Origin of the sequence: Roseixanthobacter finlandensis (assembly GCF_043195105.2) — a bacterium.
Lineage (GTDB): Bacteria > Pseudomonadota > Alphaproteobacteria > Rhizobiales > Xanthobacteraceae > NCEH01.
In genome coordinates, this window is the sequence record NZ_CM195536.1 from 889,034 (window position 1) to 912,977 (window position 23,944).

40 protein-coding genes, 1 tRNA gene and 1 pseudogene are annotated in these 23,944 nt (G+C 64.5%); 16 read left to right on the plus strand and 26 right to left on the minus strand.

The features are described 5' to 3' along the window. The 5 genes from V5G24_RS04170 to V5G24_RS04190 form a co-directional block, all read right to left on the minus strand. On the minus strand, positions 1–201 hold the full coding sequence (locus V5G24_RS04170) for a phage head-tail joining protein (RefSeq protein WP_394079847.1): 201 nt from the start codon (positions 199–201) through the stop codon (positions 1–3). 5 nt (positions 202–206) lie between these two features. Next, the gene (locus tag V5G24_RS04175; RefSeq protein ID WP_394079849.1) at positions 207–2,150 is read right to left on the minus strand and encodes a phage terminase large subunit family protein; all 1,944 of its coding nucleotides are present in this window, start codon (positions 2,148–2,150) and stop codon (positions 207–209) included. Further along, positions 2,119–2,625 carry a hypothetical protein gene (locus tag V5G24_RS04180; RefSeq protein WP_394079851.1) on the minus strand — a complete coding sequence of 169 codons (507 nt, stop codon included), beginning with the start codon at positions 2,623–2,625 and terminating at the stop codon, positions 2,119–2,121. The genes V5G24_RS04175 and V5G24_RS04180 overlap by 32 nt, the downstream gene beginning before the upstream one ends. A 162-nt stretch (positions 2,626–2,787) precedes the next feature. After that, positions 2,788–3,399 carry a hypothetical protein gene (locus tag V5G24_RS04185; RefSeq protein WP_394079853.1) on the minus strand — a complete coding sequence of 204 codons (612 nt, stop codon included), beginning with the start codon at positions 3,397–3,399 and terminating at the stop codon, positions 2,788–2,790. A gap of 6 nt (positions 3,400–3,405) precedes the next feature. Continuing rightward, positions 3,406–3,594, minus strand: coding sequence for a hypothetical protein (locus V5G24_RS04190; RefSeq protein ID WP_394079855.1), 189 nt, complete (start codon positions 3,592–3,594; stop codon positions 3,406–3,408). Positions 3,595–3,665: 71 nt separating this feature from the next. Between V5G24_RS04190 and V5G24_RS04195 the strand changes: the two genes are divergently transcribed. Both V5G24_RS04195 and V5G24_RS04200 read left to right on the plus strand, forming a co-directional pair. Further along, positions 3,666–3,914 (plus strand): type II toxin-antitoxin system RelE family toxin, encoded by a 249-nt coding sequence (locus V5G24_RS04195; RefSeq protein ID WP_394079857.1) that lies wholly within the window; start codon positions 3,666–3,668, stop codon positions 3,912–3,914. Between the two features lie 10 nt (positions 3,915–3,924). After that, positions 3,925–4,296: a helix-turn-helix domain-containing protein gene (locus tag V5G24_RS04200; protein ID WP_394079859.1), complete on the plus strand. Its 372-nt coding sequence runs from the start codon at positions 3,925–3,927 to the stop codon at positions 4,294–4,296. 121 nt (positions 4,297–4,417) lie between these two features. Here V5G24_RS04200 and nusG read toward each other — a convergent pair whose 3' ends face one another. From nusG to V5G24_RS04280, 16 genes and pseudogenes are all read right to left on the minus strand, one after another. After that, entirely contained in the window at positions 4,418–5,074 is a 657-nt protein-coding gene (nusG, locus tag V5G24_RS04205) for a transcription termination/antitermination protein NusG (RefSeq protein WP_394079861.1), read from the minus strand. Further along, on the minus strand, positions 5,074–5,388 hold the full coding sequence (locus tag V5G24_RS04210) for a TSCPD domain-containing protein (protein ID WP_394079863.1): 315 nt from the start codon (positions 5,386–5,388) through the stop codon (positions 5,074–5,076). The genes nusG and V5G24_RS04210 overlap by 1 nt, the downstream gene beginning before the upstream one ends. Positions 5,389–5,390: 2 nt before the next feature. After that, positions 5,391–6,119 carry a hypothetical protein gene (locus tag V5G24_RS04215; protein WP_394079865.1) on the minus strand — a complete coding sequence of 243 codons (729 nt, stop codon included), beginning with the start codon at positions 6,117–6,119 and terminating at the stop codon, positions 5,391–5,393. After that, positions 6,115–6,519 (minus strand): annotated as a pseudogene (locus V5G24_RS04220) (LvrA C-terminal domain-related protein); the annotation flags it as partial. The pseudogene V5G24_RS04220 and the gene V5G24_RS04215, both read right to left, overlap by 5 nt. Before the next feature lie 65 nt (positions 6,520–6,584). Continuing rightward, the gene (locus V5G24_RS04225; RefSeq protein ID WP_394079867.1) at positions 6,585–8,582 is read right to left on the minus strand and encodes a DNA cytosine methyltransferase; all 1,998 of its coding nucleotides are present in this window, start codon (positions 8,580–8,582) and stop codon (positions 6,585–6,587) included. Continuing rightward, entirely contained in the window at positions 8,579–8,938 is a 360-nt protein-coding gene (locus V5G24_RS04230) for a LexA family protein (RefSeq protein WP_394079869.1), read from the minus strand. The genes V5G24_RS04225 and V5G24_RS04230 overlap by 4 nt, the downstream gene beginning before the upstream one ends. After that, the gene (locus tag V5G24_RS04235) at positions 8,935–9,516 is read right to left on the minus strand and encodes an MT-A70 family methyltransferase (RefSeq protein WP_394079870.1); all 582 of its coding nucleotides are present in this window, start codon (positions 9,514–9,516) and stop codon (positions 8,935–8,937) included. The genes V5G24_RS04230 and V5G24_RS04235 overlap by 4 nt, the downstream gene beginning before the upstream one ends. After that, positions 9,513–9,734, minus strand: a complete 222-nt coding sequence (locus V5G24_RS04240) for a hypothetical protein (protein WP_394079872.1) — start codon at positions 9,732–9,734, stop codon at positions 9,513–9,515. Before V5G24_RS04240 ends, V5G24_RS04235 begins: the two co-directional genes overlap by 4 nt. Beyond that, the gene (locus V5G24_RS04245) at positions 9,731–10,147 is read right to left on the minus strand and encodes a hypothetical protein (RefSeq protein ID WP_394079874.1); all 417 of its coding nucleotides are present in this window, start codon (positions 10,145–10,147) and stop codon (positions 9,731–9,733) included. Before V5G24_RS04245 ends, V5G24_RS04240 begins: the two co-directional genes overlap by 4 nt. Beyond that, positions 10,144–11,064 carry an AAA family ATPase gene (locus V5G24_RS04250; RefSeq protein WP_394079876.1) on the minus strand — a complete coding sequence of 307 codons (921 nt, stop codon included), beginning with the start codon at positions 11,062–11,064 and terminating at the stop codon, positions 10,144–10,146. The genes V5G24_RS04245 and V5G24_RS04250 overlap by 4 nt, the downstream gene beginning before the upstream one ends. Then, complete coding sequence (locus V5G24_RS04255) at positions 11,061–11,684, minus strand: DUF2312 domain-containing protein (RefSeq protein WP_394079878.1); 624 nt, start codon at positions 11,682–11,684, stop codon at positions 11,061–11,063. The genes V5G24_RS04250 and V5G24_RS04255 overlap by 4 nt, the downstream gene beginning before the upstream one ends. 95 nt (positions 11,685–11,779) lie before the next feature. After that, positions 11,780–12,256: a phage regulatory CII family protein gene (locus tag V5G24_RS04260; RefSeq protein WP_394079880.1), complete on the minus strand. Its 477-nt coding sequence runs from the start codon at positions 12,254–12,256 to the stop codon at positions 11,780–11,782. Further along, positions 12,253–12,480 carry a hypothetical protein gene (locus tag V5G24_RS04265; RefSeq protein WP_394079882.1) on the minus strand — a complete coding sequence of 76 codons (228 nt, stop codon included), beginning with the start codon at positions 12,478–12,480 and terminating at the stop codon, positions 12,253–12,255. The genes V5G24_RS04260 and V5G24_RS04265 overlap by 4 nt, the downstream gene beginning before the upstream one ends. A 74-nt stretch (positions 12,481–12,554) precedes the next feature. Further along, on the minus strand, positions 12,555–12,806 hold the full coding sequence (locus tag V5G24_RS04270) for a hypothetical protein (RefSeq protein WP_394079884.1): 252 nt from the start codon (positions 12,804–12,806) through the stop codon (positions 12,555–12,557). A 106-nt stretch (positions 12,807–12,912) separates the two neighbouring features. After that, the gene (locus tag V5G24_RS04275) at positions 12,913–13,212 is read right to left on the minus strand and encodes a hypothetical protein (RefSeq protein ID WP_394079886.1); all 300 of its coding nucleotides are present in this window, start codon (positions 13,210–13,212) and stop codon (positions 12,913–12,915) included. Beyond that, complete coding sequence (locus tag V5G24_RS04280; RefSeq protein ID WP_394079888.1) at positions 13,209–13,472, minus strand: hypothetical protein; 264 nt, start codon at positions 13,470–13,472, stop codon at positions 13,209–13,211. Before V5G24_RS04280 ends, V5G24_RS04275 begins: the two co-directional genes overlap by 4 nt. A gap of 35 nt (positions 13,473–13,507) precedes the next feature. Here V5G24_RS04280 and V5G24_RS04285 point away from each other — a divergent pair, with 35 nt between their 5' ends. The 4 genes from V5G24_RS04285 to V5G24_RS04300 all read left to right on the plus strand — a co-directional run bounded on the left by V5G24_RS04285 (position 13,508) and on the right by V5G24_RS04300 (position 16,040). After that, a complete protein-coding gene (locus V5G24_RS04285) occupies positions 13,508–14,218 on the plus strand; it encodes a hypothetical protein (RefSeq protein WP_394079890.1) in 711 nt (236 codons plus the stop codon). Between the two features lie 263 nt (positions 14,219–14,481). Next, on the plus strand, positions 14,482–14,790 hold the full coding sequence (locus tag V5G24_RS04290; protein ID WP_394079892.1) for a hypothetical protein: 309 nt from the start codon (positions 14,482–14,484) through the stop codon (positions 14,788–14,790). 504 nt (positions 14,791–15,294) lie between these two features. After that, a complete protein-coding gene (locus tag V5G24_RS04295; RefSeq protein WP_509292284.1) occupies positions 15,295–15,570 on the plus strand; it encodes a YdcA family protein in 276 nt (91 codons plus the stop codon). Between the two features lie 77 nt (positions 15,571–15,647). Continuing rightward, positions 15,648–16,040 carry a thermonuclease family protein gene (locus V5G24_RS04300; protein ID WP_394079894.1) on the plus strand — a complete coding sequence of 131 codons (393 nt, stop codon included), beginning with the start codon at positions 15,648–15,650 and terminating at the stop codon, positions 16,038–16,040. 4 nt (positions 16,041–16,044) lie between these two features. On the opposite strand, the gene V5G24_RS04305 is transcribed toward V5G24_RS04300, so the two are convergent. The 3 genes from V5G24_RS04305 to V5G24_RS04315 form a co-directional block, all read right to left on the minus strand. After that, a complete protein-coding gene (locus V5G24_RS04305) occupies positions 16,045–16,293 on the minus strand; it encodes a hypothetical protein (RefSeq protein ID WP_394079896.1) in 249 nt (82 codons plus the stop codon). Between the two features lie 28 nt (positions 16,294–16,321). Continuing rightward, complete coding sequence (locus V5G24_RS04310; RefSeq protein ID WP_394079898.1) at positions 16,322–16,582, minus strand: hypothetical protein; 261 nt, start codon at positions 16,580–16,582, stop codon at positions 16,322–16,324. 82 nt (positions 16,583–16,664) lie between these two features. Further along, positions 16,665–16,964: a DUF4236 domain-containing protein gene (locus V5G24_RS04315; RefSeq protein WP_394079900.1), complete on the minus strand. Its 300-nt coding sequence runs from the start codon at positions 16,962–16,964 to the stop codon at positions 16,665–16,667. Positions 16,965–17,135: 171 nt separating this feature from the next. Between V5G24_RS04315 and V5G24_RS04320 the strand changes: the two genes are divergently transcribed. From V5G24_RS04320 to V5G24_RS04365, 10 genes are all read left to right on the plus strand, one after another. Continuing rightward, positions 17,136–17,405 carry a hypothetical protein gene (locus V5G24_RS04320; protein ID WP_394079902.1) on the plus strand — a complete coding sequence of 90 codons (270 nt, stop codon included), beginning with the start codon at positions 17,136–17,138 and terminating at the stop codon, positions 17,403–17,405. Continuing rightward, positions 17,405–17,695, plus strand: a complete 291-nt coding sequence (locus tag V5G24_RS04325) for a hypothetical protein (RefSeq protein WP_394079904.1) — start codon at positions 17,405–17,407, stop codon at positions 17,693–17,695. Before V5G24_RS04320 ends, V5G24_RS04325 begins: the two co-directional genes overlap by 1 nt. A 99-nt stretch (positions 17,696–17,794) precedes the next feature. Then, positions 17,795–17,962, plus strand: coding sequence for a hypothetical protein (locus V5G24_RS04330; protein WP_394079906.1), 168 nt, complete (start codon positions 17,795–17,797; stop codon positions 17,960–17,962). After that, positions 17,959–18,315 (plus strand): hypothetical protein, encoded by a 357-nt coding sequence (locus V5G24_RS04335; protein WP_394079908.1) that lies wholly within the window; start codon positions 17,959–17,961, stop codon positions 18,313–18,315. Before V5G24_RS04330 ends, V5G24_RS04335 begins: the two co-directional genes overlap by 4 nt. Further along, positions 18,316–18,795, plus strand: a complete 480-nt coding sequence (locus V5G24_RS04340) for a DUF968 domain-containing protein (RefSeq protein ID WP_394079910.1) — start codon at positions 18,316–18,318, stop codon at positions 18,793–18,795. Beyond that, positions 18,792–18,995: a helix-turn-helix domain-containing protein gene (locus V5G24_RS04345; RefSeq protein WP_394079912.1), complete on the plus strand. Its 204-nt coding sequence runs from the start codon at positions 18,792–18,794 to the stop codon at positions 18,993–18,995. The genes V5G24_RS04340 and V5G24_RS04345 overlap by 4 nt, the downstream gene beginning before the upstream one ends. Further along, positions 18,992–19,312 (plus strand): hypothetical protein, encoded by a 321-nt coding sequence (locus V5G24_RS04350; protein ID WP_394079914.1) that lies wholly within the window; start codon positions 18,992–18,994, stop codon positions 19,310–19,312. The genes V5G24_RS04345 and V5G24_RS04350 overlap by 4 nt, the downstream gene beginning before the upstream one ends. Beyond that, complete coding sequence (locus tag V5G24_RS04355; RefSeq protein WP_394079916.1) at positions 19,287–19,898, plus strand: MazG-like family protein; 612 nt, start codon at positions 19,287–19,289, stop codon at positions 19,896–19,898. Before V5G24_RS04350 ends, V5G24_RS04355 begins: the two co-directional genes overlap by 26 nt. 3 nt (positions 19,899–19,901) lie before the next feature. Beyond that, the gene (locus V5G24_RS04360; RefSeq protein ID WP_394079918.1) at positions 19,902–20,390 is read left to right on the plus strand and encodes a nucleoside 2-deoxyribosyltransferase; all 489 of its coding nucleotides are present in this window, start codon (positions 19,902–19,904) and stop codon (positions 20,388–20,390) included. A 264-nt stretch (positions 20,391–20,654) separates the two neighbouring features. Further along, the gene (locus V5G24_RS04365) at positions 20,655–21,926 is read left to right on the plus strand and encodes a site-specific integrase (RefSeq protein WP_394079920.1); all 1,272 of its coding nucleotides are present in this window, start codon (positions 20,655–20,657) and stop codon (positions 21,924–21,926) included. A gap of 15 nt (positions 21,927–21,941) precedes the next feature. Here the strand turns inward: V5G24_RS04365 and V5G24_RS04370 are convergent. Together V5G24_RS04370 and V5G24_RS04375 are read right to left on the minus strand one after the other, a co-directional pair. Beyond that, a tRNA-Arg gene (locus V5G24_RS04370) sits at positions 21,942–22,018 on the minus strand. A 366-nt stretch (positions 22,019–22,384) separates the two neighbouring features. Beyond that, the gene (locus tag V5G24_RS04375) at positions 22,385–23,872 is read right to left on the minus strand and encodes a sensor histidine kinase (RefSeq protein WP_394079922.1); all 1,488 of its coding nucleotides are present in this window, start codon (positions 23,870–23,872) and stop codon (positions 22,385–22,387) included. Between the last annotated feature and the right edge of the window lie 72 nt (positions 23,873–23,944).

Sequence of the window (23,944 nt, forward strand, 5' to 3'; positions counted from 1 at the left end):
TCAGAGGCCCTTGTTCGACACGGCGCGCAGCGACCGGCTGCGGCGCGGCGCGCCCGACAGGTCGCGGTCGATGATGTCGAGCACCGAGCGCATGTCGCCCAACGAGCGATATTTGACGGTCTTCCCGTCGTAGGTGACTTCGGTGGCGCCGCTCGCGATCGCCTCTCGCAGGGCCTCGCGCTGTTCGGTGGTGTAGGCCATGACGGTCACCCCATGTAGGAGGACGGCGCGACGCGCGATCGGCGCTTCGTCGGGCCCTTGGTTGCAGCTTTGGTCGGAGGCGGCGCCGGCGCCGGCGCGCCATCCTGCTTGGGTGCCGGCCTGGACCTGCTGGCGCGCTCCGGCGCGGGCGGACGATCCAACCGGATGTTGGTGGACAGGCGCGCGGCCAGCGCCAGCACGAACGTGTCGAGGGCCTCATTTCGCGCACCCTTCGGGCATTCCCAGATGCGGTACGGGCGACCCTCGCGAAACCGGGTCAGCACCTTCTCGACGGTGAGCTGTGCGAAATATTCAGCGTCGAATCCGTCAGCCGCTGGGAAATGGACATAGCCCGGGCGGATCTCTTCACCGTCGCCGAGCCGGATCTTCAAGCGCCCATAGATGGCGTCCTTCGCGGTATCGACGCCGATGGCGTAAAACTGCAACGAATGGGTCTTCGACCTGGTGCCGCGCTTCGGCCAGATCGGCCGCGGCCCGCTCATTCCCTTCGTTGCATACACCCCCTCTCGGCGGTAGGCCTTCGCATAATTGAGCACCTGCGCCGTGTGATGCCCGCCCATGTCGATGCAGCAGGCTTTCACGCGCATCGGCCGGCCGGTGTCCGCCACCAGCACCTCGCGGCGCATGTCGGTGAGCTTGGCCCAGACATCCGGCTGCGAAGGATCGCCAAGGATCACCTCGTATCGGCAGGGCCAGCTTTCCTCGCCCTCGCCCCACGCGATCCATTGCGCTTCGAGACGATTGCCTTGGACGTCCACCCCCATGGTCACCAGCCGGCAGAAGTCCGGCAGGGTGTCATGGTCGAACAGCTCCAGCCGGTGCATGAACCCTTCCGGGTCCAGGCCCTCGCCTTGCTCCTCCCAGGACTCTCCGAGGACCGTGTTGACGAAGGTCTGCAGCAGCTCGGGGGATTTCCGGCAGTCGAGGAATTCCCGCACCAGGCCGGCCAAGCCGTCTTCGAGAAGCTTCGAGTACAGCGCGTTGAAGCGGAAACCAGCGATCCCTTCGAACGGTCGCGTCGCCACCCACTTTCGATTGTCGATCGCGGCGAGCCGGTCACCCTCGGTCCACAGCTCGCCGCAGCCTTCACACTGATAATGGGCGGTGTCGAACAGGTGTTTTCCGTCCTCGGCCTTGTCCCATTTCACCTGTTCCCAACGCAGCGGCTGGAACACATCGCAATAGGGGCAGGCGACGTGACAGACCCGCATGTCGGACCGCTCATATTCGCGCTCGATGCGCGAGAAACCTTTGCGCGTCGGGGTGGAGCCCCCGATGGTCTTGCGGTTCCAGAAGGTGGTCTGACGCTTGCGGGCAAGCCTGATGGGGTCGCCTTCGGTGCCGGCGGAAACCGGATACCGATCCACCTCGTCGTAGAGGACGACCCGCTTTGGCCGGGAGGCGAGGCCGGACGGCGCGTTCGCTCCGACCATGTCCACTTGCCCGCCCGGGAACTGCTTGTGCAGGATCTTGTTGCCAGAGTTCCGGGACTTCGGGTCGGCGATCAGGCCGGTCAGCGCGGGAGAATCCCGAACCATCGGCGCGAGCCGGTCTGTGCTCCAGGCCTCGGCCATCTCAACGGTGGGCTGGACCACCAGGATGGATGTCGGATCCTGGTGCATGAAATAGCCGACGACGTTGTTGATGACCTCCGTCCAGCCGAACTGGCTCGGTTTCAGGGCCCAGGCCTCGACCACGTTGGGGTCCGTGATGGCGTCCATGATGTCGCCAAGCAGGGGCTGGCGCTCGGTCCGCCAACGGCCCGGCCGCGCCGAAGTCTCTCGCGAGAGCTTGCGGAAGCGGTCCGACCATTCGGTCAGGCCCAGGGTCGGCGGCGGGCGCAGCGTCGAGAAAAACTCGGAGACCGCCTGCAGCAAACCGGGATGATCGACAACCTTAATCGCCGGCGTCGTCGCCCGGTTCTGCATCGACCCGTGTTCCCGTCAACGCCTCAAGAGCTTCCTCGACCCGCGACCGCACGATGGCCTCTCGCTGGGCGGTGGTTTTCTTGCCGTCCAGCAGCGGCGCAACGTCAGCCGGAATGGACAGGAGCACGCGCTTCACCTCGGTCCCGATCTGTTCCCAGGTGGCAGCAACCTCGGACGCCTTGACCAGCTCGCCGCGGGTGACGGCGTTTTCCATCGCCTTGGCGTCAGCTTGCTCCTTCGCGAGCCGCGCCCGCTCGGCTTCGAGCGACCCGACACTGCCGGCGGAAGCTTGGCGCCCGGCGGCCTGCGCCCGCAGGTGCTGGATGTAGGCCACGCGGCAGGCGTCGAGGTCATACCGGCCCCGCGCCTCGGCCTTGATGATCCCCTCCTTCACCATCCGGGAGACAGAAGGTTGAGACAGATCAAGGTGCTCCGCGACCTCGGCCTGGGTCGCCCACCCATCACTTTTATTCATACGCCCCCTAGAGAACGCTGTGGCTAGGGCTAAGCCGAGCCTCAGAAACACCCATCTAGCCAACCCGTCAGGAGGGACCCAACGTAATAATATTACAATCTTATTATTATGACGTAATATTATTCCGGTAGGTCCGGATATATCATCAATATCTGTGATGTGTCATCCGCGCGCGGCGAACCGGGCAATCACCCGCTGCACTGCCTCGCCTATCTTGATGGGCATCTGCTCTCGCACGGTCCGCTCAAAGATCCCGTCGAAGTCCAGGCGCTTGGTGTAGGTCATGGTCGGCTGGAACAGGGCGAGAAGGCGGATGCTGGTGTTCTTGCCGGTCCGGCGCCACAGTCCGGCAGGACGGTCGCCACCGCGAGGCTTACCCGAGAACACGTTCTTGGATTTCGCCAGCGCCTTGAGCGAGCCACGTGCCACGTTGCCGAAGGCGTTGCGGCGAATGAAGGGGGTGGCCAGGGTCTTGGCGCTCTCAGGCGAGCGCGTGCCCCCGCGCACGTTGATGCCGAGGTACCGCGCCTGGATGTCCTTGATGAACACCTCGAAGCGAAGGGTGCTCTTGGTGGCCGGGGTGTAGCCAACCGCCTTCATGGTGAAGGGCGTGGGGCGATCCAGGGAGGCCGGGAGCGCAGCCGTCTCGGCAGCCACCGCTTCGCGCATGGTCCACGTCATCCCGGTGGCCAGCGCATACGGCATCTGCTTCTCGGTCGCGCCAAGCTCCCGCGCCTTACGCTCGAAGTCGCCGAGGTTAAACGTGATTTGCATTCGCAACTATCCGAGCTTGGCCCTTACGAGGCAGTCTTTCGCCTCCAAGAGCTTACGCAGCCCAGCCGACTTCTCGGCACCGTCGGGCAGATTCTCGTCCATCGCCCGCGCGAGGTCGCCGATGGGTTTGCTCACCTCCTGCAGATGCGCAGGAAGGTGAGCGTAGGCAAAATGCTTCATGATGGGGTTCGGCATGGTGTCCATATCTCGCTAAAATATCTCAATTAGCTATTGCTCATAATATCTCTATATGAGATATTACTCACATGAAGACGGTCACTTACACCCCCACCGCAGCCCGCGCCCTTCGCAAGCACGCGAACCGCGCGGTGCAGATCCGGGCCAAGATCGAGCAATATGCTTCCGATCCGGCCTCGCTGGCGGCCAACGTGAAGCATCTCCAGGGCGTCCATGCCCTCCGGCTGCGGGTCGGTGACTTCCGGGTCATCCTTCAGGAGACCGCCTCGGAAGTGACCGTTCTGGACATCGGGCCGCGTGGCGGCATCTATGAGTGAGGAGGCGAACATGGCCATCATGACCAAGACCCCCGGCGGCGAGGAAATCGTGATCCTCTCCCGCGCGGAATATGACAAGCTCATCGCCACCGCCGAAGACCGTGCGGACGTGGCCACTGCAAAGGCTGTTATCGGGCGCATGGAGCGGGGCGAGGAAGAGACCCTCAGCAGCGAGGAAATGGACGCGCTGCTGGCGGCACCCACCCCGCTGGCCTTCTGGCGCAAAAAGCGCGGCCTCACACAGGCGGCTCTCTCGAAGGAGGCCGAGGTATCTCAAGGATTCTTGAGCGAAATCGAGGCCGGGAAGAAGACCGGGGACATCACCACGCTTAAGCGTGTTGCGGTCGCGCTTCGGGTGTCTCTGGATGATCTTGCGGACTGACTGGCAAGGCTTCGCCAGGGGTGCGGATCGCGAGTTGCGTCCGCCGGATCGGGTTATGCGTCGAGCGCAGGGAGCCCCGGTCGTCCTGAAGACTGAACGCTGAAGTGATTTGCGACTTAAGTCAAGCCGCAGGTTCCAGTATTTCAGATGGAATATCCATCTCTCTCATTACCCCGAAGAGGTCCATCAGTATCCGTGCCATCTTTCCATGGATTTCGATGACGGGCACGACGTGGTCGGTGAAGGGGCCCTCGGCAATGCGCACACGGTCCCCCGTCTTGAACTCAGCGTGCGTCCGCATGAACTTCTCACCGTCCGGCCTGGATAGCCCGTTGCGATAGACCTTAATCATCCGTTCCATCGCTGTTGCCCTGATCCTGGCCGGCACGCCGTCGATGCCTACGCAGCCGAGCACGATGGGAATCGCGAACAGCTCGAACCAGCGGCCAGCGCCGGGAGGAAAGCCGGCGAAGACATAGCCGGGAACCAGCGGAAAGGACTGCAGCTCTTTCTCACGCACATACCGGCTCACCTTTCGCCACCGCCGGTCCGAAGGGCAATAGGTGGTCACGCCCTGGCGCAGGAGGATTTCCTGTACGGCGAATTCCTTCTGCGGCGCGACGCGCAGCGCATACCACTCCAGCCCCTCCACAAGCTCCAGCAATCGCCGCGCCGTCGGTTGCTCGGTCGGAAAGCGCACCACGCGGCGGCGCTTCTCCCGCCGCTCGCGCTGGGCCGCTTTGACCTTGATCGCGATCTTCTGGTGATCCTTGCCCATCACGCTTCCCCCAATTCCGCCGCGAGCATGTCGAGCAGGATGCCGACGGGACCGGAGGCCGAACCGTCCTCCTCCCGCGTCAGGGCACCCCGGATGGTGTTGATGGTCGCGCCATGCTGGAGCGCCAGGGACAGCAGCACAGATGCATCGCGCGCATGGGCGTCGATCTCGGTGCCAGCGCGGCCGGCACGCAAGAACACCTCGCCCAGGCGACCATCCTCATAGGTGCCTACGCCGGCGGAATAGGCGATCCGCCCATGCGTGAACTCGACCACCTCATGCGGGCGGCGCGTCGGAAGGCGGTGGCGATCCATGGTCATCCTGCGAAATTGAAAGGCTGCGAGTGATCGACACCCGCCGGATTTGATGGGCGACGGCGCGACAAGGCCGGGAACGCGGCGAGCACCTCAGCCACCACCTGCGCGGCTCGCTCGGGCGATGGCTTCTGCGGTGCCTGTATCACCTTCGCGGCGAGCACCTGGCGCAGCCGAAATACATGCTCGCGAGCGGGCCTTGCGATGTCGCGCACCAAGGTGTGCAGGTCCGGCGGCGTTGGCATCCATCGCGTGCTCAGCCCCGCCTCATTGGAGACGATGCGCCGATACGCCTCGTCCAAGGCGAAGGCCGGCGCGCCTTCGAGAGCATCGAGGTAGGCTTGTGCCCGAACCCGCGCGGCGCCTTCGTCCAGCTCAGGCGCCGACAGGAACGTGTGCAGCTTGGCGATGAGGGCTCCGGCCGCATCAACGGGCGCCGGCTCCAACCACCCGTCCAGGCGGGCCGCCATCTCCTGCACCTTGCGGCGCTGGTCTTCCGTCGGCGCCCGCTCCGCTGGCAGGCGCGGCGGAAAATCGGCTGTCAGGGCGTCGAGAGAGGACGTCAGCCATTGCGGTGACGCCCTGCGGGGATCCACCAGCGCGCCGCGGATATCCCGCCCCCCGTTCTGTACCACCACCGCCTGACCAGTCATCGTTCCATCTCCCTTGGTTGAGCCACGTCGCCGGATGACAGAAATCCAGATCGGGAGGCTTGAAGCGCTGATAGGCATCCAGGGCCTGAACCATCGTCTCGACGGTGAGCGTGGGGTTTCGCTTCATCACGGCGCCGAAGGTCCGCAGCGCAGCGTCCTTGCCGATCTTCCGGGGATAGGCCGCCCAAAACCGATCAAACTCCGCCACCGCGACCGATCGCGCTCGCCCGGTGTGTTCCTGAGGCGAAGCCGAAGGGGAGGGGGAAGAGGGTTGAGTTTCTTTAGAGGGGTCTGGGGAGACCTTTCTTTGCTCGGGAGAAGGGGGAATGTCCCGTCCGTCCCGTGCTGTCCCGTGATAGGCCGTGACATCGCGGGACGTCACGTGACACACCTCGCGCTGCCGCCTCTTCCTCTCGCGATCAGATTCCCGCCGCCCCTCAAGGGCCGCCCGCTCCGCATCCGCTCGGCCGAGCACCATCGCCACCTCGGCCACCAGATTCGCGGGCGTTCCGGCTTCGATCAGGCGTGCGATGAGGTCCGCGCTCACTCAGCCGCCTCCACGAACAATGAAGGCTGCGCCTCAGGAGCCTGCCGCCGGCGCGGTGCGGACACTTCTCGCGGCTGGTAGTTCGCCGCAACCAGCGCCGCCGCTTCGGTCGGGCATACGGCGTTGCCGCACATGTAGCCCTGCTGTTCGAGCGTGAACCTGATGACCTTGCCATCTTCGGTCAGGCCGCGATCGATGATGTAGCTCAGCGGGAAGCCGTTGGCGGTGAAGCGCTCGCGCGGGGTCAGCATGCGCATGCAGATGTCGACGATGACATAGGTCGCGCCGTCGATATCGAGCGTGACGAACTCGCCGCCGTCCCAGCAGCCGTGCGCCCGCAGGAATTCCGCCACCTGGCGCGCGCGGGCCTCATGCTCCGGCCCGAACGGCGGCACGGCGGCGGTGGCGCTGACCAGCCCGAAACGAGGCTTTGCCGTCTCGGTGCGGTTCGGCTCATCAACGGACGCACCATCGTCGTCTGCCCCATAATAGACCGTCATCAACGGCAAGGTGACGACGGCGTCATGGTTCCCGCCGGCGGAGGATGTGCGCGCAGGCTCATCAGCCCCGGAGTCGCGGCGGTCGATGCCCCGGAGGGTGAGCATGTGCGCGGTCACGAGCTGCTGTTGCGCGCCGGCCGTGGAGATGGTCGAGACAGGTTCATCCACCCCATGCGCCGGTGCGCCGGGGCGCGGGCCACCGTTGTGTTGCGCGAGAAAAGCGACGGCAAGGCTGCCTTCGTTCCCGGTTGGCACGGGCGTTGGCGCCGGGTGGTTAGCGGGATAGGTGCGCGGCTCCTGCCCCTTGCGCTCGCCGTATCGGGGCACAAGGAAAGGCGTCACCACGCACAGATCAGCCTTGGCCGTTTGGGTAAGGGCCGGTTCGTTGGCCCCGCGCGGCTCACTCTGGCCCGCGCGCCCCCCGCAACCCACAAGGATCGGCGTCACGATGACATTCTGATCTTTCCGTGAAGCCGTGAAGGTGTGGGCTGGATGGTCCGCCGCGCGAACCGCTCCGCCTTGCTGGGCATAGGCAAGGAACGGCGTTGCCAGGGCGTCGTCACGCTTTCCGGTCATCGCCGTGAAGGGTGTGCCTATGTCGCGGTCGCGCGCTTCGTCGCGCCCGGTGTGGTTCACCTTCACCACGAAGGGCCGACCCGAATCCAGCACGCGCCGCTTCACGCCCTTGGCGATCCGCGCCAGGGTATTTTCAGCCAGAGGGCGCTTCGCATTGATGCCCAACTTGCGCTTGATCTCCGCTTTGCTGTCGAAGATCGATGGGATCGGCAGCGAGAAATCGATGCAGTCGGCCGCGATCACCCACGACTTCAACTCTCCGGTGGCGATGCGCGCGGCATCGGCCGCCTTGTTCGGGTTTCCATACGTGGGCTCGGGCCACACGATGGGCTCGCCATCGCACCGCATGACCATGTTCAGCCGCCGGCGGATGGTGCCCGAGCCGGACCACCAGGCCCGGCGCAAGCACCACTCGATGGCCGCATAGCCGAGGTCTTTCCAAGCCTGGACGAACGCCTGAAAGGTTTTGCCCTTGCGCTTGGGGCACCGCTTGCCGTTCGCCATCAACGGCCCCCAGTCCACATATTCCTCGACGTTTTCGAGGAATATGACGCGGGGGCGCTGCCATTTCGGCAATGCATTAACCCAACCGAGGATGGCCCAGCCGATCCCGCGCGTCGTCTTGTTCCCATCTCGCCGGGGCGCCGCGCCCTTGGCCTTGCTGTGGTCGGTGCAATCGGGCGACATCCACAACATGCCGATGGGCAGGCCCGCGCACATCCCGACCGAATCCACCGTCGCCACGTCCTGCACCATGTGTCGCGTGCCGGGGTGGTTGATCCTGTGCATGGCGAGCGCAAGCGGGTCGTGGTTGACCGCGATATCGGGATCACGGCCGAGGGCCATCTTGATCCCTTCGGACGCTCCGCCACCGCCCGCAAAGCTATCGACAACGAGTTCACGCAGGGGGGCGTTCATTTCGATGCCTGTCCGATGGTGAGAAATTGACGGATTGCCTCGGCGCCGGCCTGATCGGGCGAGAGGCCTTTTTCAGCGGCGAAGCGGGCGAGGTCGGCGGCCAGCGCCTGGTCAATCTCGATCGCCACCCGGTCCAGGCGCTTCGCCAGCTCGGTCAGGCGAAGCGCTTGACGTCGCACGCCGGCCGTCTCGCGCTCCAACAGCCCGCGTTCGATCAGGCCATTGACCAGACGATGCACGCCGGACTTGTTCCGCAGGCCGAGCGCGGCAGCGATCTGGTCATAGGTGGGCGAGCAACCATCGCTGGCGATGGCGGCGCCGATGAAGCGGAGGGCGTCGCGCTGCTTGGGGGTCACTCTGCAGCCTCCGCGAATTTCTCGACTTGGTTCCCGAAGGCGTCCCACCCGGCGCGGCGCTCGCGCGCGAACATCTCCAGGCGCGGCCCGTCGAACAGGCGCGTGACCTCATCCATGAAGCAGTCGGGCTTGCGCGAATGCTCGCGCCGGCGAGCGAAGAACAGGGAGGCGGGCTTCTTGCCTTTGATGGGCTGTGGCCGGCCGCGCTTGCCGATCATCAGGATTTCGCAGTTGCCGATGACCTCGTACCCGGTGCCGCGCGCCAGCGAGTCCGGATAGATGAACATCTCGTCTTCGGTGGGCCAGAGCTTCGCCCACACCCGCCCGGTGCTGTGGCGGAAGCCCCATGCCGACATCACCTGAAATGCCCGTGGCAGCATGGGAAACGTCGTCCACAGCAGCAGGCGCCCACCATCGGGGTGCACGAGGTCGCGCACCGGCATGGCGCAGATGTCCGCCACGGACATGCGGGCGTAATGCTGGGGCCGCCCCTTCTTGCCCGCCCTGAAGTCCCACGGTGGATCGGCCGCGATCACGCGATAGGTGCGCGGCGCCAGCGCTGTGAGCGACATACTCATGCCGCTCCCCTTTCCGCGTCTTTCTGGGCGAGCTGCTGCAGCGTTGCGGACGCGGCTTCCAACGCGATGACGCGCACGCGCTTGAGCTTCAGCGCTGCCGGGTCGACACCGCCCTTGCCAATCGGGAGGGCCTCCAATCTCTCGACGCTGTTCCGCCATTCGAGAAAGCTGCATTCCACGGCGGCATCCTGCTGTTGGAGTGTGATGGGATCGCTCACGGCGCCCGCCTTTCCATCCACCGCACGCGGGGGAGGGTCACGCACACGTCGCCGACGGTGCGGCTGATGACGTCCTCGCGCACCCGGGCGACCGGAGGCATCGGCGAAGGCTCCGACACCAAGAGGTCCACCAGCACATAGCTGTCGCCTTCGCGGCCGATGCCGACCCCGATGCGGGACAACGTCGCGCGCGCGTCGCTGATAATTCTTGTCGTGGCGGCGGCCGAAAACAGGCCACCAGGCCAGATTGCGACGGCGAGGCCTTCCAGCGGGACCGGTGAAGGATGAGCGGCAAAGAGCGCCTGCACCGCGGCCCATTGTGCGCGGCGCACCCGGACGGTGAATTTGTCTCCACGGCACAGGCTGTGATCGGTCGTCAGCACGATTCCGAAGGGGAGGGGATTTTCCTTCATCGTGATGTGCTCCGCTTCGGCGGCCAGACAATCCCGGCAAGCTTGGTCAAATCGGCGTCCGGCTCCCACAACGGGGGCGCATCGAATTCCGGTGGCGGGCGCACGGACGCGAGAACGCCGGCAATCACCGAAACGGGGTTCGTCACGTCGCGGCGCAGCCGAGGACCGAGCACAAGCGCCCGCTTCATCCCTTCCATCAGGCCCCGCAGGAGCGCGGGGCTCGCGCCATAGGTGAGGTCGGTCAGAAGCTCGGCGTCGTCCGGGTCAAGCTCGAACGGCGCACCATAGCGCTGCAGGATGGCATAGCGCTCGTCCGCGCCCGGCAGCAGCACCGGGATCTGCATTCCAAAGCGCCGCCATAACGCCGGGTCGAGCGCGTCTTCCCGGTTGGTCGCCGCGACGCAGATGCCGGAGAAGGCCTCGACGTAGCGGAGCAGGGTGTTCAGCACCGCGTTCATTTCGCGTGCGCAGGCCTGATCGTCATTCGACCGGCGCGAGCCGATGGAGTCGATCTCGTCCAGCAGCACGACGCATTTGCCATCGACCAGCGTGAGTACGTTGAAAAGTTCCGCGACGTTCTGCCCCGAGCCGCCGAGCTTCGACTCCACGAGCTGCTCGGACTGGACAGCCACCAGAGGAACGCCCAGGCGCGCGGCAAGGTGATGGGCAAGAGTGGTCTTCCCGGTGCCGGGCGGACCGAACAGCAGCGCGGATCGGCGCGGCTTGATGCCGACGGCCGCCAGCTCCTCCGCCGAGTTGATCTCGGTCAGCCATTCATAGACCGCGCCGCGCACCGGCGGGGCGAGGATAGGCTCTTCCGCGTCGCCGGGCTCTTTCACCTCGGCGAATTTCTCCAGGCGCTTCCAGGCTCGCTGCATCTCATCAGGGCGGCGGGCGGGCAATTCGACGGGCTTCATGCTCCGGTCCCCTTATCGGCATCCGAGGGCTTCGCCTTCGCCTTGCGGCGCCAACTTTCCGGGATCTCCATCCCGTCCGAGCCGCTCTCCTGGCAGTGGCCTTCGTCCCAGGCGGCGCGGCGCGGATCGCCCGCCGTGAAGGGGTTGTCGATGATGCGTTTCCCCTCGCGGCAATCCTCGGCGCCCCGGCCGCGGGCATCCGCCATGTCCTGTTCCGTGAGGGCGCCGCGCGGTGGGGCGGCGGACAGTGGGTTGCCGGCGGGCGGATCACCAGCGGGCGCACCGTCGCCATCGCCTGGGTCATCCTCGCGGCCGTCCTTCTCCGGCGGCTGCGCGCGCTCGCGCGCCTTGTCGCCCAGCGGGGTGCCGTCCAGCATCCCGAGGCTCGCAAGGTAAAGCTCGGTGATGGCCTCCGTTTCTTTCCGCTTGGCGGTTTCGGAGGAATCCTCCATCGACCGCTTCACCACCGCGCGGAGCGATTTTGCGTCGAAGCCCTGGCCCTTCGCCTCGGCGTAGACGCCCTTGATGTCCTCGGCGATGGCCTTCTTCTCTTCTTCGAGCCGCACGATGCGGTCACGAAGGGAGCGAAGGACGTCTGAGGCCGCGCCATTATTTGACATGGGAATCCTCATGCTCAGGGCGCGCGAAAGCGCCCGGCGAAATGCGGGTGGACGTGGTGACGGGTCGGGAAAGCCGCGGCGGTCAGCCGTCGCGGTCAGGCGCCCCGGCGCAGCGGGGTGATCGTGCCGGCATCAACGAGGCGTCGGAGATCGGCTTCCGCCTCGGCAAGTTTCGTGTGGGCCTTGGCGATCTTGGGCAGGATGCGCGCCGCCTCATGCGTATCCACGATGCCGTCGGCCTGGGCTTCGGCCAGATCCGCGACCACACCCGAAGAGCTGCGAGCGACGTCCGCGAGGTGCTGAGCGAACTGTGTGCCCTGGCCCTCCGCCATCGCCTTCGGCACCAACACATAGCCCGCCATCTCAGCGAGCATGCGCGTCACGATGGGATCGCCCACGTCCTGCTCAAGATCCGCGATGACGTCGATGGGAGCGTGCATCTCCTCGTGGATCGAGCCGTAGCGGGAAAGCCGGGGCGCGTCGGCGCGCGATACCCGGGCAGCGCGAGTGACGCCGCCGGCATGTTCCACCAGGTCGCGCACCGCGCCCTTCAGGGCTGCATATCCGTTCATGCAAGGACGCCTTTGGTTTTTGCAGTGCGCGGCGAGCGCTGGGCCTGCATGGTGAAGCTCAGGAGATGCCGGCGGATCGCCCCGCCGCCGGCCTCGGGTGTGAAGCGGGGCGCGTGGCACGAGACGTCACGGCCTTCGCTGCGAAGGAAAAGGTGCGTGGGATGCCCGGATTGACGGTGAATACAGCCGGCGAGCCGGCGGGCGGGACCGATCCAGGCTTTCATCGACCCGATGCCCACGCGCACCGAGCAAGGCTTCCCGCCCCGGTCCGCTGATCGATGAAGGAGGTGGGAGGCGTTCATCGGGAGCCGCCTTCGATCTGGTCAAGGTAAGCGCGAGCTTCCTTAATGTTCATTCGGTGGATGTGAGAGGAAGACCGCCCAAAGGTGAAGGCCAGCGCGATAGCGAACCCGGCCCATTGCATGGCGGAACTATCGACATAGACGCCGATCCCGATGAGGCAGACGAAAACTGCCAAGCTTCCGAGATCCCGAGCCCAGCTCTGCAGCACACTTTCCGTGAGGATGATGTAGGTGGTGGAAGTGCTCATCGACGCCCCCCAAACCGCAAGCAAAGCTGCACGGCCTCGCAGGCGAAATAAGCCAGCGCATAGGCGTAGCCAGCCCGGTCATGAAGGAGCAGAGCGCGCAGCCGGATCATGCCAGCACCTGCGGGGCATCGGTCGCGAGCTTCGCCCGAAGGGCGCTGATGTCCGGGCGGTGGATTGGGCGGAATGCGGCCGCATCGAAGCTGCATTCGCCTCTCGCGCCGGGCACCACGGGGTTCACGATCTCCTCGAGGCGAACAAACGGCGCGCTATCGTGGTCGAGGATGTCGCGCACCGTATAGACCAGGTCTTGATACGGGACGGCGCAGCCGAGGCGCGCCGCGGCATCTCGCCAGAAACCGAAGCATCCGACGCACACAACGAGGGTGCCGGGAGAAAGCTCGCTCATGCCGCGGCTCCCGCAGCTTTGTCGTTTCGGAGGGACGCCATGAAGCGCCTGATATGGACCGCCTTGTCGAGGGTAACGGACCCACCCGAGCGGAGCCGCGCGACCAGCTTGCCATCGTTGACGGCTTTGCGGCCAAAGGTGGTTTCCGCCATCGCGGCAGATCGAACGCAAGCTTCGATCTCTCGCAGCAATTTTTCGCTCTCGCTCATCCTTTTAGATAATGGGCATTTGCCCTTCATGTCAATGGGCAAATGCCTCATCGACTTTTCTGCATCTAGTGGGCAATTTCCCACTCATGACTAACTGGCGGGAAAAGCTAGAGCAGGAGATCCGGCGGCAAGGTCGGGAAATGAAAGAGCTGTCGGTATCGGCAGGTCTGGGAGAGACGTATGTCCGCGACGCTTTGAAGCGAGGGCGCGGAAAACTCGAAAATCTCTACAAAATCGCCGCGGCTCTGGGTCATCCACCGGAGTGGCTCACATCGGATTCGGAACGTCCACCGTTTGAGCCGCCGGAACTGTCGCCGTCGGCTGGGCGTCTCATATCAGTTCCGGTGGTCGGCACGGTGGAGGCTGGAGCGTTCAGGCAGGCGGAAGACATCTACCAGGATGAGCCTGAGTTCATTCTTGTGCAGAGCGATCCCGACTTTCCCCACGCGCGGATCACAGCCTGGGATGTCGCCGGCGACAGCATGAACGCCCTGAAGCCACGGCCGATCTTCCCAGGCGATCGCGTCATCGGCATCAATTTCGAGGATCTCGACAACCGCGTGCCGCTGCGCGACGGTATGGTGGTGGTGGTCGAGCAGGTGCGTGATGGCGGACACATCCGCGAATGGTCGGTCAAGCAGATCGAGCTTTATGACGACCGGATCGAGTTCCACCCGCGGTCTACCAGCGCGAAGCACAAGCCGATCGTCGTGAAACGGGACCTCTGGGCAGACGATGGGCGGGAGGTGTCGATCCTAGCTCTCGTTCGGCGGGTGACGAACGAGTTCAGATGGTGAGAGCTTTTCATTTGGCGCGGTTGGAGTTTTAGTCATTTAAGGCTTCAAACAGGTTCGGTTCATTGAGGTGCTGCAGCGCTCTGCGATCCCGCCCGTTCACATTGGGGTGTTCACATCGCGATCCGGATTGGCAAGCCTTGTGCAAGATCCGACAGTTAATATCTGAACGGGAGTATGGCTGACCCGTTTTGGCATGAAAGGTGCAACGACTGGTTTGCAATTTCGCCACACCCGCGGGCGATGGTGCGTTTGGAACATATGACGTGAGCCAATTAATTGACTCACAAAAATTAGCGGATATGGATGACGATAAAGTCGTGGATCGAACCATTTTCGCGACGAGGCGTTTACGTCCAACGAAGAATAAAAAATTGAATAGGAGCAATCATATGTCGCGCATTCCGATGCCAGACCCGTTCGCAACGGGCCCTTCTTACCCGTCTCCGCTGCCTGCGGATTATTACGACGAGGTCTCGGATGAGGTGCTTGGCGCCCTGCGACAAATCGTGACCGAAGAGGATGGCGATTTGGACGGGGAGAATCTCGAGATCGTAGCCGGGCCCGCTTGGTGAGCTTTAGCTATTACGGTCTTCACACCCTGCCGAAGCCACTGGATGTGGTTTGGTGCCTATTTCCACTTCAGGAGCTTGGGCCCGGAATTCCGGGCCCGAAACCACGCCCAGGTTTGATTAGAACTGTGCTCCTCAACAAGCTCCATACGCGGGCTTTCATTGAAGTGACTTACGGGACGTCGCAACGGCGGGAGAATGAGCGTCCGCTGGATTTACATATCTGCAACACTGCGGAGATGGATGCTGCTGGGTTACCCCAAGCTACATGCTTCGTGCTCAGCAAGACCGTTCGGATCCCGTGGGCTTCGGAATTTTTTACCACCCGGGAAGATGGTAGCGGGCCGGTGATAGGTCATCTTCCAGCCAGCGCAATTATGCAGCTCGAAGCCCTAAAAGTGCAGAGGCGCTTGCTTCGCGCGGCCGATTAAGCAATCTCGAAAGTTTGTTTCTGGACTTGCGGCATTCCGTTGCGCAACCTTAAGCTGAGTTGTGTGGGGGGATTCGATGTCTCATTTTCTGAAGATTGCTATTCTGACGATCTGCCTCTGCCTGGTTCAAGTAGTCTCGGCGTCCGCTGCAAATCAGCCATGCTCCGGGAAAAAGGGCGGAGTGTCCCATTGCAGCGGCTCTAAGTTCGTCTGCAATGACGGATCAACCAGCGCTTCCAAAAAGTCGTGTTCGGGATACGGTGCTGGGGGTATGGACGGGGGCTCCGCGAATGGCGCCTCCTCTTCGAAATCGACCAAGCGCGCACTGGATGGCAAGGCCGAGCCTCTATGAGGTTCCCCCTCGGGCTGCTGGTTGTATTGGCCGCTGCCACACCAGCGCGTGCTGACCCAATTTCCGGCCGGGCGTCCGTGATCGATGGCGACACGATCGAGATCCACGGGACGCGCATACGGATTTCGGGTATTGATGCGCCAGAGAGCCGCCAAACCTGCAAGAGCAAGGAAAACGGCGAAGACGTGAGATGCGGGCAGCGCGCTGCGTTCTGGCTATCAGATCAGCTCGCTGCGCACGTCGTCACCTGCAGCCAGGACGGTGAAGATCGCTACCACCGCGTCTTGGCGCACTGCGAAGTGGCCGGGCAGGATGTCGCGGCCGAAATGGTTCGCGCAGGATGGGCGCTCGCGTTTGTGCGCTACAGCCGGGAATACGAGCCTCAGGAGGTTGAGGCCCGCTCCAGCGGCTCGGGCTTATGGGCCTATGAGTTCGTGCCGCCCTGGGCATGGCGCAAGGGCGAGCGGTAAGCCATCAAAGCGGCTCCAAGGCGTCTTCAGGCACGCGTCCGAAGCTGGCGATGAGCACCGGCGCCTCAGCATCGTCGCTGTCTGGATCGACCTCGCGCGAGAATGCGATGGCCCCGAGCTTGGCGCCGGCGATGCGCTCAGCCTTGCGCCGCGCCTGGTCTTCCGAAGCGACCTCCACCGGCACACCTGGTTTCAGCGCGCCCCGCTTGCCCGCTTCATACGGCTGCACCACGTAAAATGTCTTCTTCGCCATCGTCAAACTCCCTGTCTTGGTGAGCGCGTCACATGCAAGCTTCCGGTTGCATCATCGTCACGCCCGTGAGGGCAGCGATGTTTCCCTGACACACGCGGCAGACGAACATCTGTCGCTGCAGCAGGGAGCTGCACAGCAGATCGTCCACATCGCGCGGCGCCCCATCGGCGTCGGGGACATTCAGTATCTGCACGCTCTCCGCGCGGCATCCCTCGCACCGCATGAAAAGCTTGAAGTTGCAGGCTATTCCGCGCCTTGCGTGCCCCTGCTCCATCCATTCCATGGTCATCCCCATACCTTTCATGTTCCTATTTTGTTCTCATTTAAGAGAGAGTCAATGGGGTACCGCTGGAGTCGCGGGAGCTACAGCCTCAGCGGAACCACCAGATCAGGGCGACGACGATTGCAACACCAAGAAGCGAACTGAAGATCCTCTCCTTCAGGCTTATCGTGGGCTCTTGCTGGACAGTTTGGGGGCGCCGCCCTCTCTTTTCAGAGAGTGACTTCGAATAGCTCAGCCCCGTGCCAGGAACTGATCCGGTCACCCTGGTGCCCCGGCCCACCTTGACGCTCAGCGGTGATCCACCGACCGAGCCGGAAATGCCGCGCTTCGAGAGGTTCAGATGCACCCCCGGCGCGATCTTGATGCGTTTGCGAAACCCCCAGCCCATTGCCGTTCTCCATTGCGCGGTCTGCGAGAGATTTGCGCAGCGGCAATCAAGAGTCGAGTCGGCGTCGCGCGGTGGCTTTCTTAGATAGAAGGGCATTTGCCCATTTATGTGTTGACGACGGGCAAATGCCCATTATGATGATCCTCAGAAACCAAGCGATGGGGATCGCAGATGGCCACCAACCAGACCACCAATTATCGAGATGCGGACGGGCAGGAGGTTCAGCCCCGCTTCTACGCCTTCATGCTCGATCGCGGCGCGACGCGCTTGAGCGATGTCTCGGGACCTCGAGTTCTGGCCGACTTCATGTCGTGGCTCAGCGCTCGATGGAGCGAATTCGATAAGCTCCACGGCATTCCTTCCCGTGAGGCGCGCTCCTTCCAGCAACACAGCTTCGACGCATGGCTTCAGGGCTGCGTTGTCGTGGCGGAGGTGGCGTGATGACCGAAGCCTTCCAAGACGAACTCACCGAGTCCCCGGCCGGGATGATCCCGATCCAGCGGGCCGAAGCCAAGCGGGTCGGCATCGCCAACCGGAAGGTCCGGCACCAGCACGAGATGGCCGGCTTCCTCACTGGCATGCAGCGGGTCGCGGAAGTGTCCGCCCAGATAGCCGCCGCGCCGGATCTGCTGGCCGCTCTGCGGAAACTGGTAGGCACCTCGGCGAGTAACAACAGCCCAGCTCGCATACGCAAGATAGCGCTCGCCGCCATCGCCAGGGCCGGGGGCTGACGATGCCCGCCGCCACCGTCATCTTCATCGCCGGCGTCGTGGTGCTGGTGGTCGCAATCTTCGCCGTCGTGCGCGGCCTGTTCCCCGATGGAGGCCCCGATGTCTGACCAGGATCTGGCTCGGCTGCTGGCCGAGGAAGCGCGGCTTAAGACCGAGACGCTCCGGCTGATCGCTGAGGCGCGCCGTGAAATCGCCATCTGCAACCGCGGCGTGGCCGCTCGCTCTTTCGTCCTTTCGGGACGCCAGCGCCAGAGGAGCGCCGCATGACCATCGCGAATTCGCCGGGGCTGCGATCCCCCTTAGCAAACTCCGGCGAAGGGGAGGCCGGGCTTCCCCCCGGCTCGGCCTCCCCAATCACGCTTTCCCCCGTTCAGGTGGAGCTGGCGCGGCATGCGCTCGGCCTACCGAACAAGAGCAAGAGGTCGTATCGGAACCGCTTCGTCGTCGGGCCCAGCGGTCATAATCATGCTGCTTGGATGCAGATGGTTGCTGTGGGCGCAGCGGAGCGTGAAAGCGGATCGCCGTTCGATTGGTTCTTCCTGACCCGCTCCGGCGCCGAAGCTGCGCTTCTTCCGCGCGAACGCCTGTGCTCCGAGGACTTCCCGCAGGAGGCCGCATAGATGGCGCGCGTCGTCCCCATCGGCGGCTGGCCTCCACGCCAGCAACGGACTACCGCGGCGACCCGGACACGCAAGCCACCGCGCGAGCGCGGACGCAAGCTCGATGCGCTGCATCTCGCCTTCATCCGCCAACTGCCTTGCCTCATCACCGGCGCTGTCGGCGACGTCGAGGCGGCGCATGTGCGACTTTCAATGAGCGCGTGGGGGAAGGACAACGCCGGCACGTCCGCGCGCCCCTCCGATATGTGGACGGTCCCGCTGTCCCATTCCGCGCACCGCGATCAGCACGACATGGGCGAGCTGAAATTCTGGACCGACGCCGGCATCAACCCGCTGCAGATCTGCCAGCAGCTCTATGGCGTGTCCACCGCCCTGCGCATGTCGAAGGAGCCGCCCGACGCCATCGTCAGGCACATGACCAACATCATCAAGCGGGCCCGCGCGGAAGCGATTGAGCTCGGGCGGGAGGACCATCGATGACAGACGACGAAATCAAGCACTTCGGCGCTGATATCGCCACCGCCATTCGCTCGCGCGGCCAGCAACTGGCGGACGTCGCGCGGCTGCAAGGGCTCGGGCCAGGTGCTGAGATCCTCATCACCACCTTCGAGCAGGCCGCCCAGGTCGCGGAACTGCGCACCCAGGTCGCGCGCATGAGCGCCGCGAGGGGGAAATCATGAGCCCGCGGCATTCCTTCGTGGGTGCGCGCGAGATCAGCTACAGTTTCTGGCTGGTGTTCGATGCCGACGGCAGTATGCGCTTTTCGCGCGGCGAGCCGTCCGTGTCGAGAGACGAACGGGCCATGGCGTGCACCGCCACCTTGCCGCGATCGCTCTTCAGCACCCCCACTCTCAAGGCGACCATCGGCATTTCGGATGCGGCGCCCAGCGCCTTTCACATCGATGTCGTGGCCGCCGGCGCGGCGCTGCGCCAGGTCGTCGGGTGCGACATCGACCTGCAGGTTATTCGGCATGAGGAGCGCGACGCCAATGGCTGAAATCGGAATCGACCTCGGTCTGCGCGAGTTGAGGCTTGCGAACGCTGCGCGCCAAGCCGAATGGTGCCCGGATCAGGTGCCGGACCTTTCGTTCCGCGGCAACGAGCTTGCGGGTGAAACCGGCGAGGCGTGCAACGTCATCAAGAAATTGGAACGCGAGCGGCACGGCTGGCGCGGCTCGCGCGATACCATCGAGCACCTCGGCGAGGAACTTGCCGATGTGGTGATCTGCGCCGATCTGGTGGCAATTGCCGGCGGAATCGACCTCGCCGCGCATGTGGTCGCGAAATTCAACGCCTCAAGCGAAGCCAACGGGCTCGCGACGAGGATCGCGGCCCCCTCCATCGCGGCTCGGCCAGCCGCGGGCATCGATGCGGTGCAGGTGGTGCGCGAGCACTTCGCGAAAACACAGGAAGCCTTGGGCTTCCTCGATAGCGCTGAGAAGCTGAGAGCCGGATCGGACTCGCCAATCGAGCAGGCTATTGGGTTCGGCCGCGTGTTGATCGGCGTCCGCGCCGCCCTGGCTGCCCTCGACATTCCCGACCTCTCCTATGAGGCTCAGGCTCGCAAGCATGGGGAAGGATAAGATATGGCGCAGCCGAGAATCTATCTCGCCGGTCCCGAGGTGTTCCGTCCGGATGCGATCTTCGAAGGCCACCGCCTCAAGAAGCTCTGTGCTGCTCACGGCCTTACTGGCATCTACCCGCTCGATGAGCCTGCACAGGACGCGCTCTCGATCTTTCACGGGTGTATCGGAGCCATCGACCGGTGCAGCATGATGGTGGCCAACATCTCCCCCTTCCGCGGCCCCCACATGGATCCGGGGACTGCTTTTGAGATCGGCTATGCGATCGCAAAGGGCGTTCCCGTCATTGGCTGGACGAGCTGCCCCGGTGAGATGCAACAGCGCATCGAGCATGTGATCGCCGAAGGGATGCTGTGGGACAAGGCCGGCCACCAGGTGGAAGAGTTCGGGCTGACCGAAAATCTCATGATCACGGTGCCCATGATCGAGCTTTGCGATTCCGTCGAAGACGCCATCCGCGCCGCGGCGAACCACTTGAGCAAGGGGAGGTGACGATGGCGCGCACGAGTGCGAGCCGAGGACCTGACTTGCCCCTCTATCCCGATGAAGCGACCATCGCCAGGGCGATCCTAGGACCGACGCGCGCGCAGGACTGGGCGGCCATCGCCTCCATTTGGGAGCGGTCGGGCCTCCCGAAAATCGATCCGCAGACGGGCGGCCGCTACTGGCCCGCCGTTATCGAATGGCTCGACCGCCGCAACGGCGTGCGCGACAGTACCCTGCCCGCAGCTCAAAGCGGGGCAGAAAGGTGGGAAAATGACGGGAGACGACAGCGCGCCCGGGCTTAAGCGCATGAAGCGCAAATCCGGGCGCACGGACGTGTACTGGGTCGCCAACGAGACCCATGCCAAAGCTGGCTATGAGCCCAAGACGGTGCGGCTTCACGGCGACTGGGATGATCCGGCAGCGCGAGATCAGATCGCAGCCCGGTGCCGGAAGCTCCAACAAGAAATGCTGGAATGGGCAGCGGGCTTCTTGCCCGATCGCCGCTTCGGCGCCGCCGGCACCATCGCGTGGTTGTGCGATGCATTTCAGACGGATCTGGACAGCCCCTATCGCGACACCCGGCCGTCAACCCAGCGCTTTTACGATGACAACATCAAGTTCGTCCGCGCGACAGTGGGCGAGGTGCTGGTGCGCGACGTGACCGGGCGCGATATCCGCCGGTGGCATAAGAACTGGGGCCGGTGGGACGAAAAGGCCAAGACGATGGCCAACCCACGCCGCGGCTATGGTGGCATTCAGACGCTTCGGCGCGTGGTGTCGTACGGTTGCGAGATGAAGGACCGGGCATGCCTGGAGCTTGCGCAGGTGCTCGCGGAGATGGAGTTCTCGTCACCACGCCGGCGGCAGGTGCGGCCCACATATGGGCAGATCATCGCTTTCCGAACTGCGGCGAGGGGAGGGGACTTCAAACGCCCGTCCATGGCCCGAGCCATCGTGCTGCAGTTCGAACTTGCCCTGCGCCAGAAGGATGTCATCGGCGAGTGGCTGGTGGCGGATGACGGGTCGAAGGTTGGCATCATGGACGCCGGGTCCAGGTGGGCCAACGGCGTGCTGTGGGGCGACCACATCGACAAGGATTGGGTGCTCCGAAAGCCGACTTCGAAATCCAATTTCGATGAGGTGGCGGTGCACGATCTGAAGCTCCACCCCGACGTGCTCGCCGAATTTGAGGACGTGAAACGAGAGGAGCGGATCGGCCCGGTCATTATCAACGAGCACACCGGGAAGCCGTATCGCCGGCGCGAGTTCGCGCGGGTATTTCGCTCGATCGCGCGGGCGGCGGGTTGGCCGGACGACCTGTGGAACCGCGACACCAAGGCAGGGGCCGTGTCGGAAGCGTTCGAGGCGGGAAGCGAGGCGGCCGACGTGATGAAGGTCGCCACCCACACCCAGATGTCCACGACGATGCTCTACAATCGCGGAGCCATCGAGCAAACCAGCCGTGTCGCTAAATTGCGTGTGGCGGGGCGGAACACGCCCGGAACAAAGGGCGGTAACACCGGCGGTAACACGTCGTCATAAAAGTCGCTTAAACAATGGCGCGCCCGAAGAGATTCGAACTCCTGACCCCCAGATTCGTAGTCTGGTGCTCTATCCAGCTGAGCTACGGGCGCATTGTTTTCCCATTGTCGATCCGAAGATCGCCCGGGGCCGAGACCCCGGAGGCTCGAAGCGGCGACCCGCTTGCGAGGAAGTGTGAGCTACAGCTTTTATTTTGCCCTGGCAAGGGCAAAGTGCGGTGCGCCATTTCCGACCCTGTGGATATTCCCCCGCGCTCCGGCGTCGGATCGGTGGCCGTGGCGGGTGCGCCGGGTCCGGGTCAGTCTGCCAGGCAGGGGAGGCTTCGCGGGCCGTCTGCGGGTGATGGGAAGGGAAGGCGAACCTTCGCCGGAAATCGCGGTGTCATCGGCCGAAAAGGTGCGGAAGCGCGCCAGTGAACCCTGGTTCCTCTGTGGCGCGCGTGGGTTTCACGTGAAACCTCAGCCGGCCCGCAGTCGCTGGCCGCGTGGCCGCGCCTCCTGCGTCCGGTCGGGAATAGTGATCAGGAAGGTCGCCCCGCCCGGCCGGTCCAGAAGGCGGATCTCGCCGCCATGGGCCCGCACCAATTCCTCGGCGATGGGAAGGCCAAGCCCGGTCCCGCCGGCCCGTGCGGAGGCCTGGAAGGCCGAGAACAGCCGGTCGCGCCGGGCCGGCGGGATGCCCGGTCCGGTGTCGGAAATCTCGATCTCGACCATATGGTCGTGCCGCCGCGCCGCGACGCGGATCTGGTCCCGCCCGGCCGGCCGCGGCTTGCGGCCTTCCAGGGCCTGGAGCGAATTGCGCGAGAGGTTGAGAATCACCCGGAACAGCTGGTCCGGGTCGGCATCAGCGGTCAGCGGGCGATCGAGCGTGACCACCCAGTCCACATCCCCCTCCGCGCCGGGATGGAGCCCGAGCATGTCGCGCACCTCGTCGAACAGCGCGCCAAGGTCCACGTCGCGCCGGTCGGGCAAAGGCTCCTGGGCGCGGCCGTAGGACAGGGTCTGCTCGCAATAGGCGATGGCGCGGTCGAGCGCGGCCACCAGCTTGGGCGCGAAGCGCTGCACCGCTGGATCGGGCAGGGAGAGCAGGCGGTCGGAGATCAGCTGCGCGGAGGCGAGCAGATTGCGCAGGTCGTGATTGATCTTGGAGACCGCGAGGCCCAGCGCCGCCAGCCGGCTCTTCTGCGTGAGGGTGTGGGAGAGTTCGCGTTGCAATTCCGCAAGCGCGTCCTCGGCGATGCCGATCTCATCGCCCCGGCCACTGGGCGTGATGATGCGCGAGGCATCTTCGGGGGCCTCGCGATAGGCGCTCATGCGCTCGGTCAGCCGCCGCATGGGGCGCACGAACAGCAGATGCAGGCTGATATACACCAGGGCGCCGGCAAGCCCGGACACCAGGAGCGAAATGGTCAGCACCGTGGTCGCGAAGCGCCACATGGCGCGCTGGAGCGGCGCTTCGGAGAGCACGATTTCCAGGAACTCCTCCCCGCGCGGCGCTTCCGCTACCACGCGCAAGGTGCGCTCGCGGGTGGCGAGGAGCGTGCCGAAGGCGTCCCACACCGCGTGCCAGGGCGTGATTTCGCGCATGTCGAGATGCTGGTCGATGGTCGGCGGCATGTCGGACATGGCGAGCAGGCGACGGGTATCCTGCGCCTTCACCACCACCAGCTGGGCGCCAACATTGGCGAGTAACTGGCGCGTGAGATCCGGAGGAATGGTTTCCTCCGGCGCGGCGTCCAGCACCAGGGCGGCGGTGCGCGCCGCAGCCACCCGGTCGGACAGCCAGGAGATGCGGAAATTGGCCATGGTGGGAACGAAGATCGCCAGCTCGGCGGCGGTCACGAACACCAGGGTCAGCAGCAGAAGCTTGCCGGACAAGCCGAAGCGCACCCGTCTTGTGGGTGTACGCGGTTCGGTCTCCTGCGGCGCGGTGCTGTGCGTGAGCATACTCGACTGACGAACGGCGCGGCGCCCCTATGCGGTGCGCCGACGAATGTTATCTCTGTTCACGCAAATGTG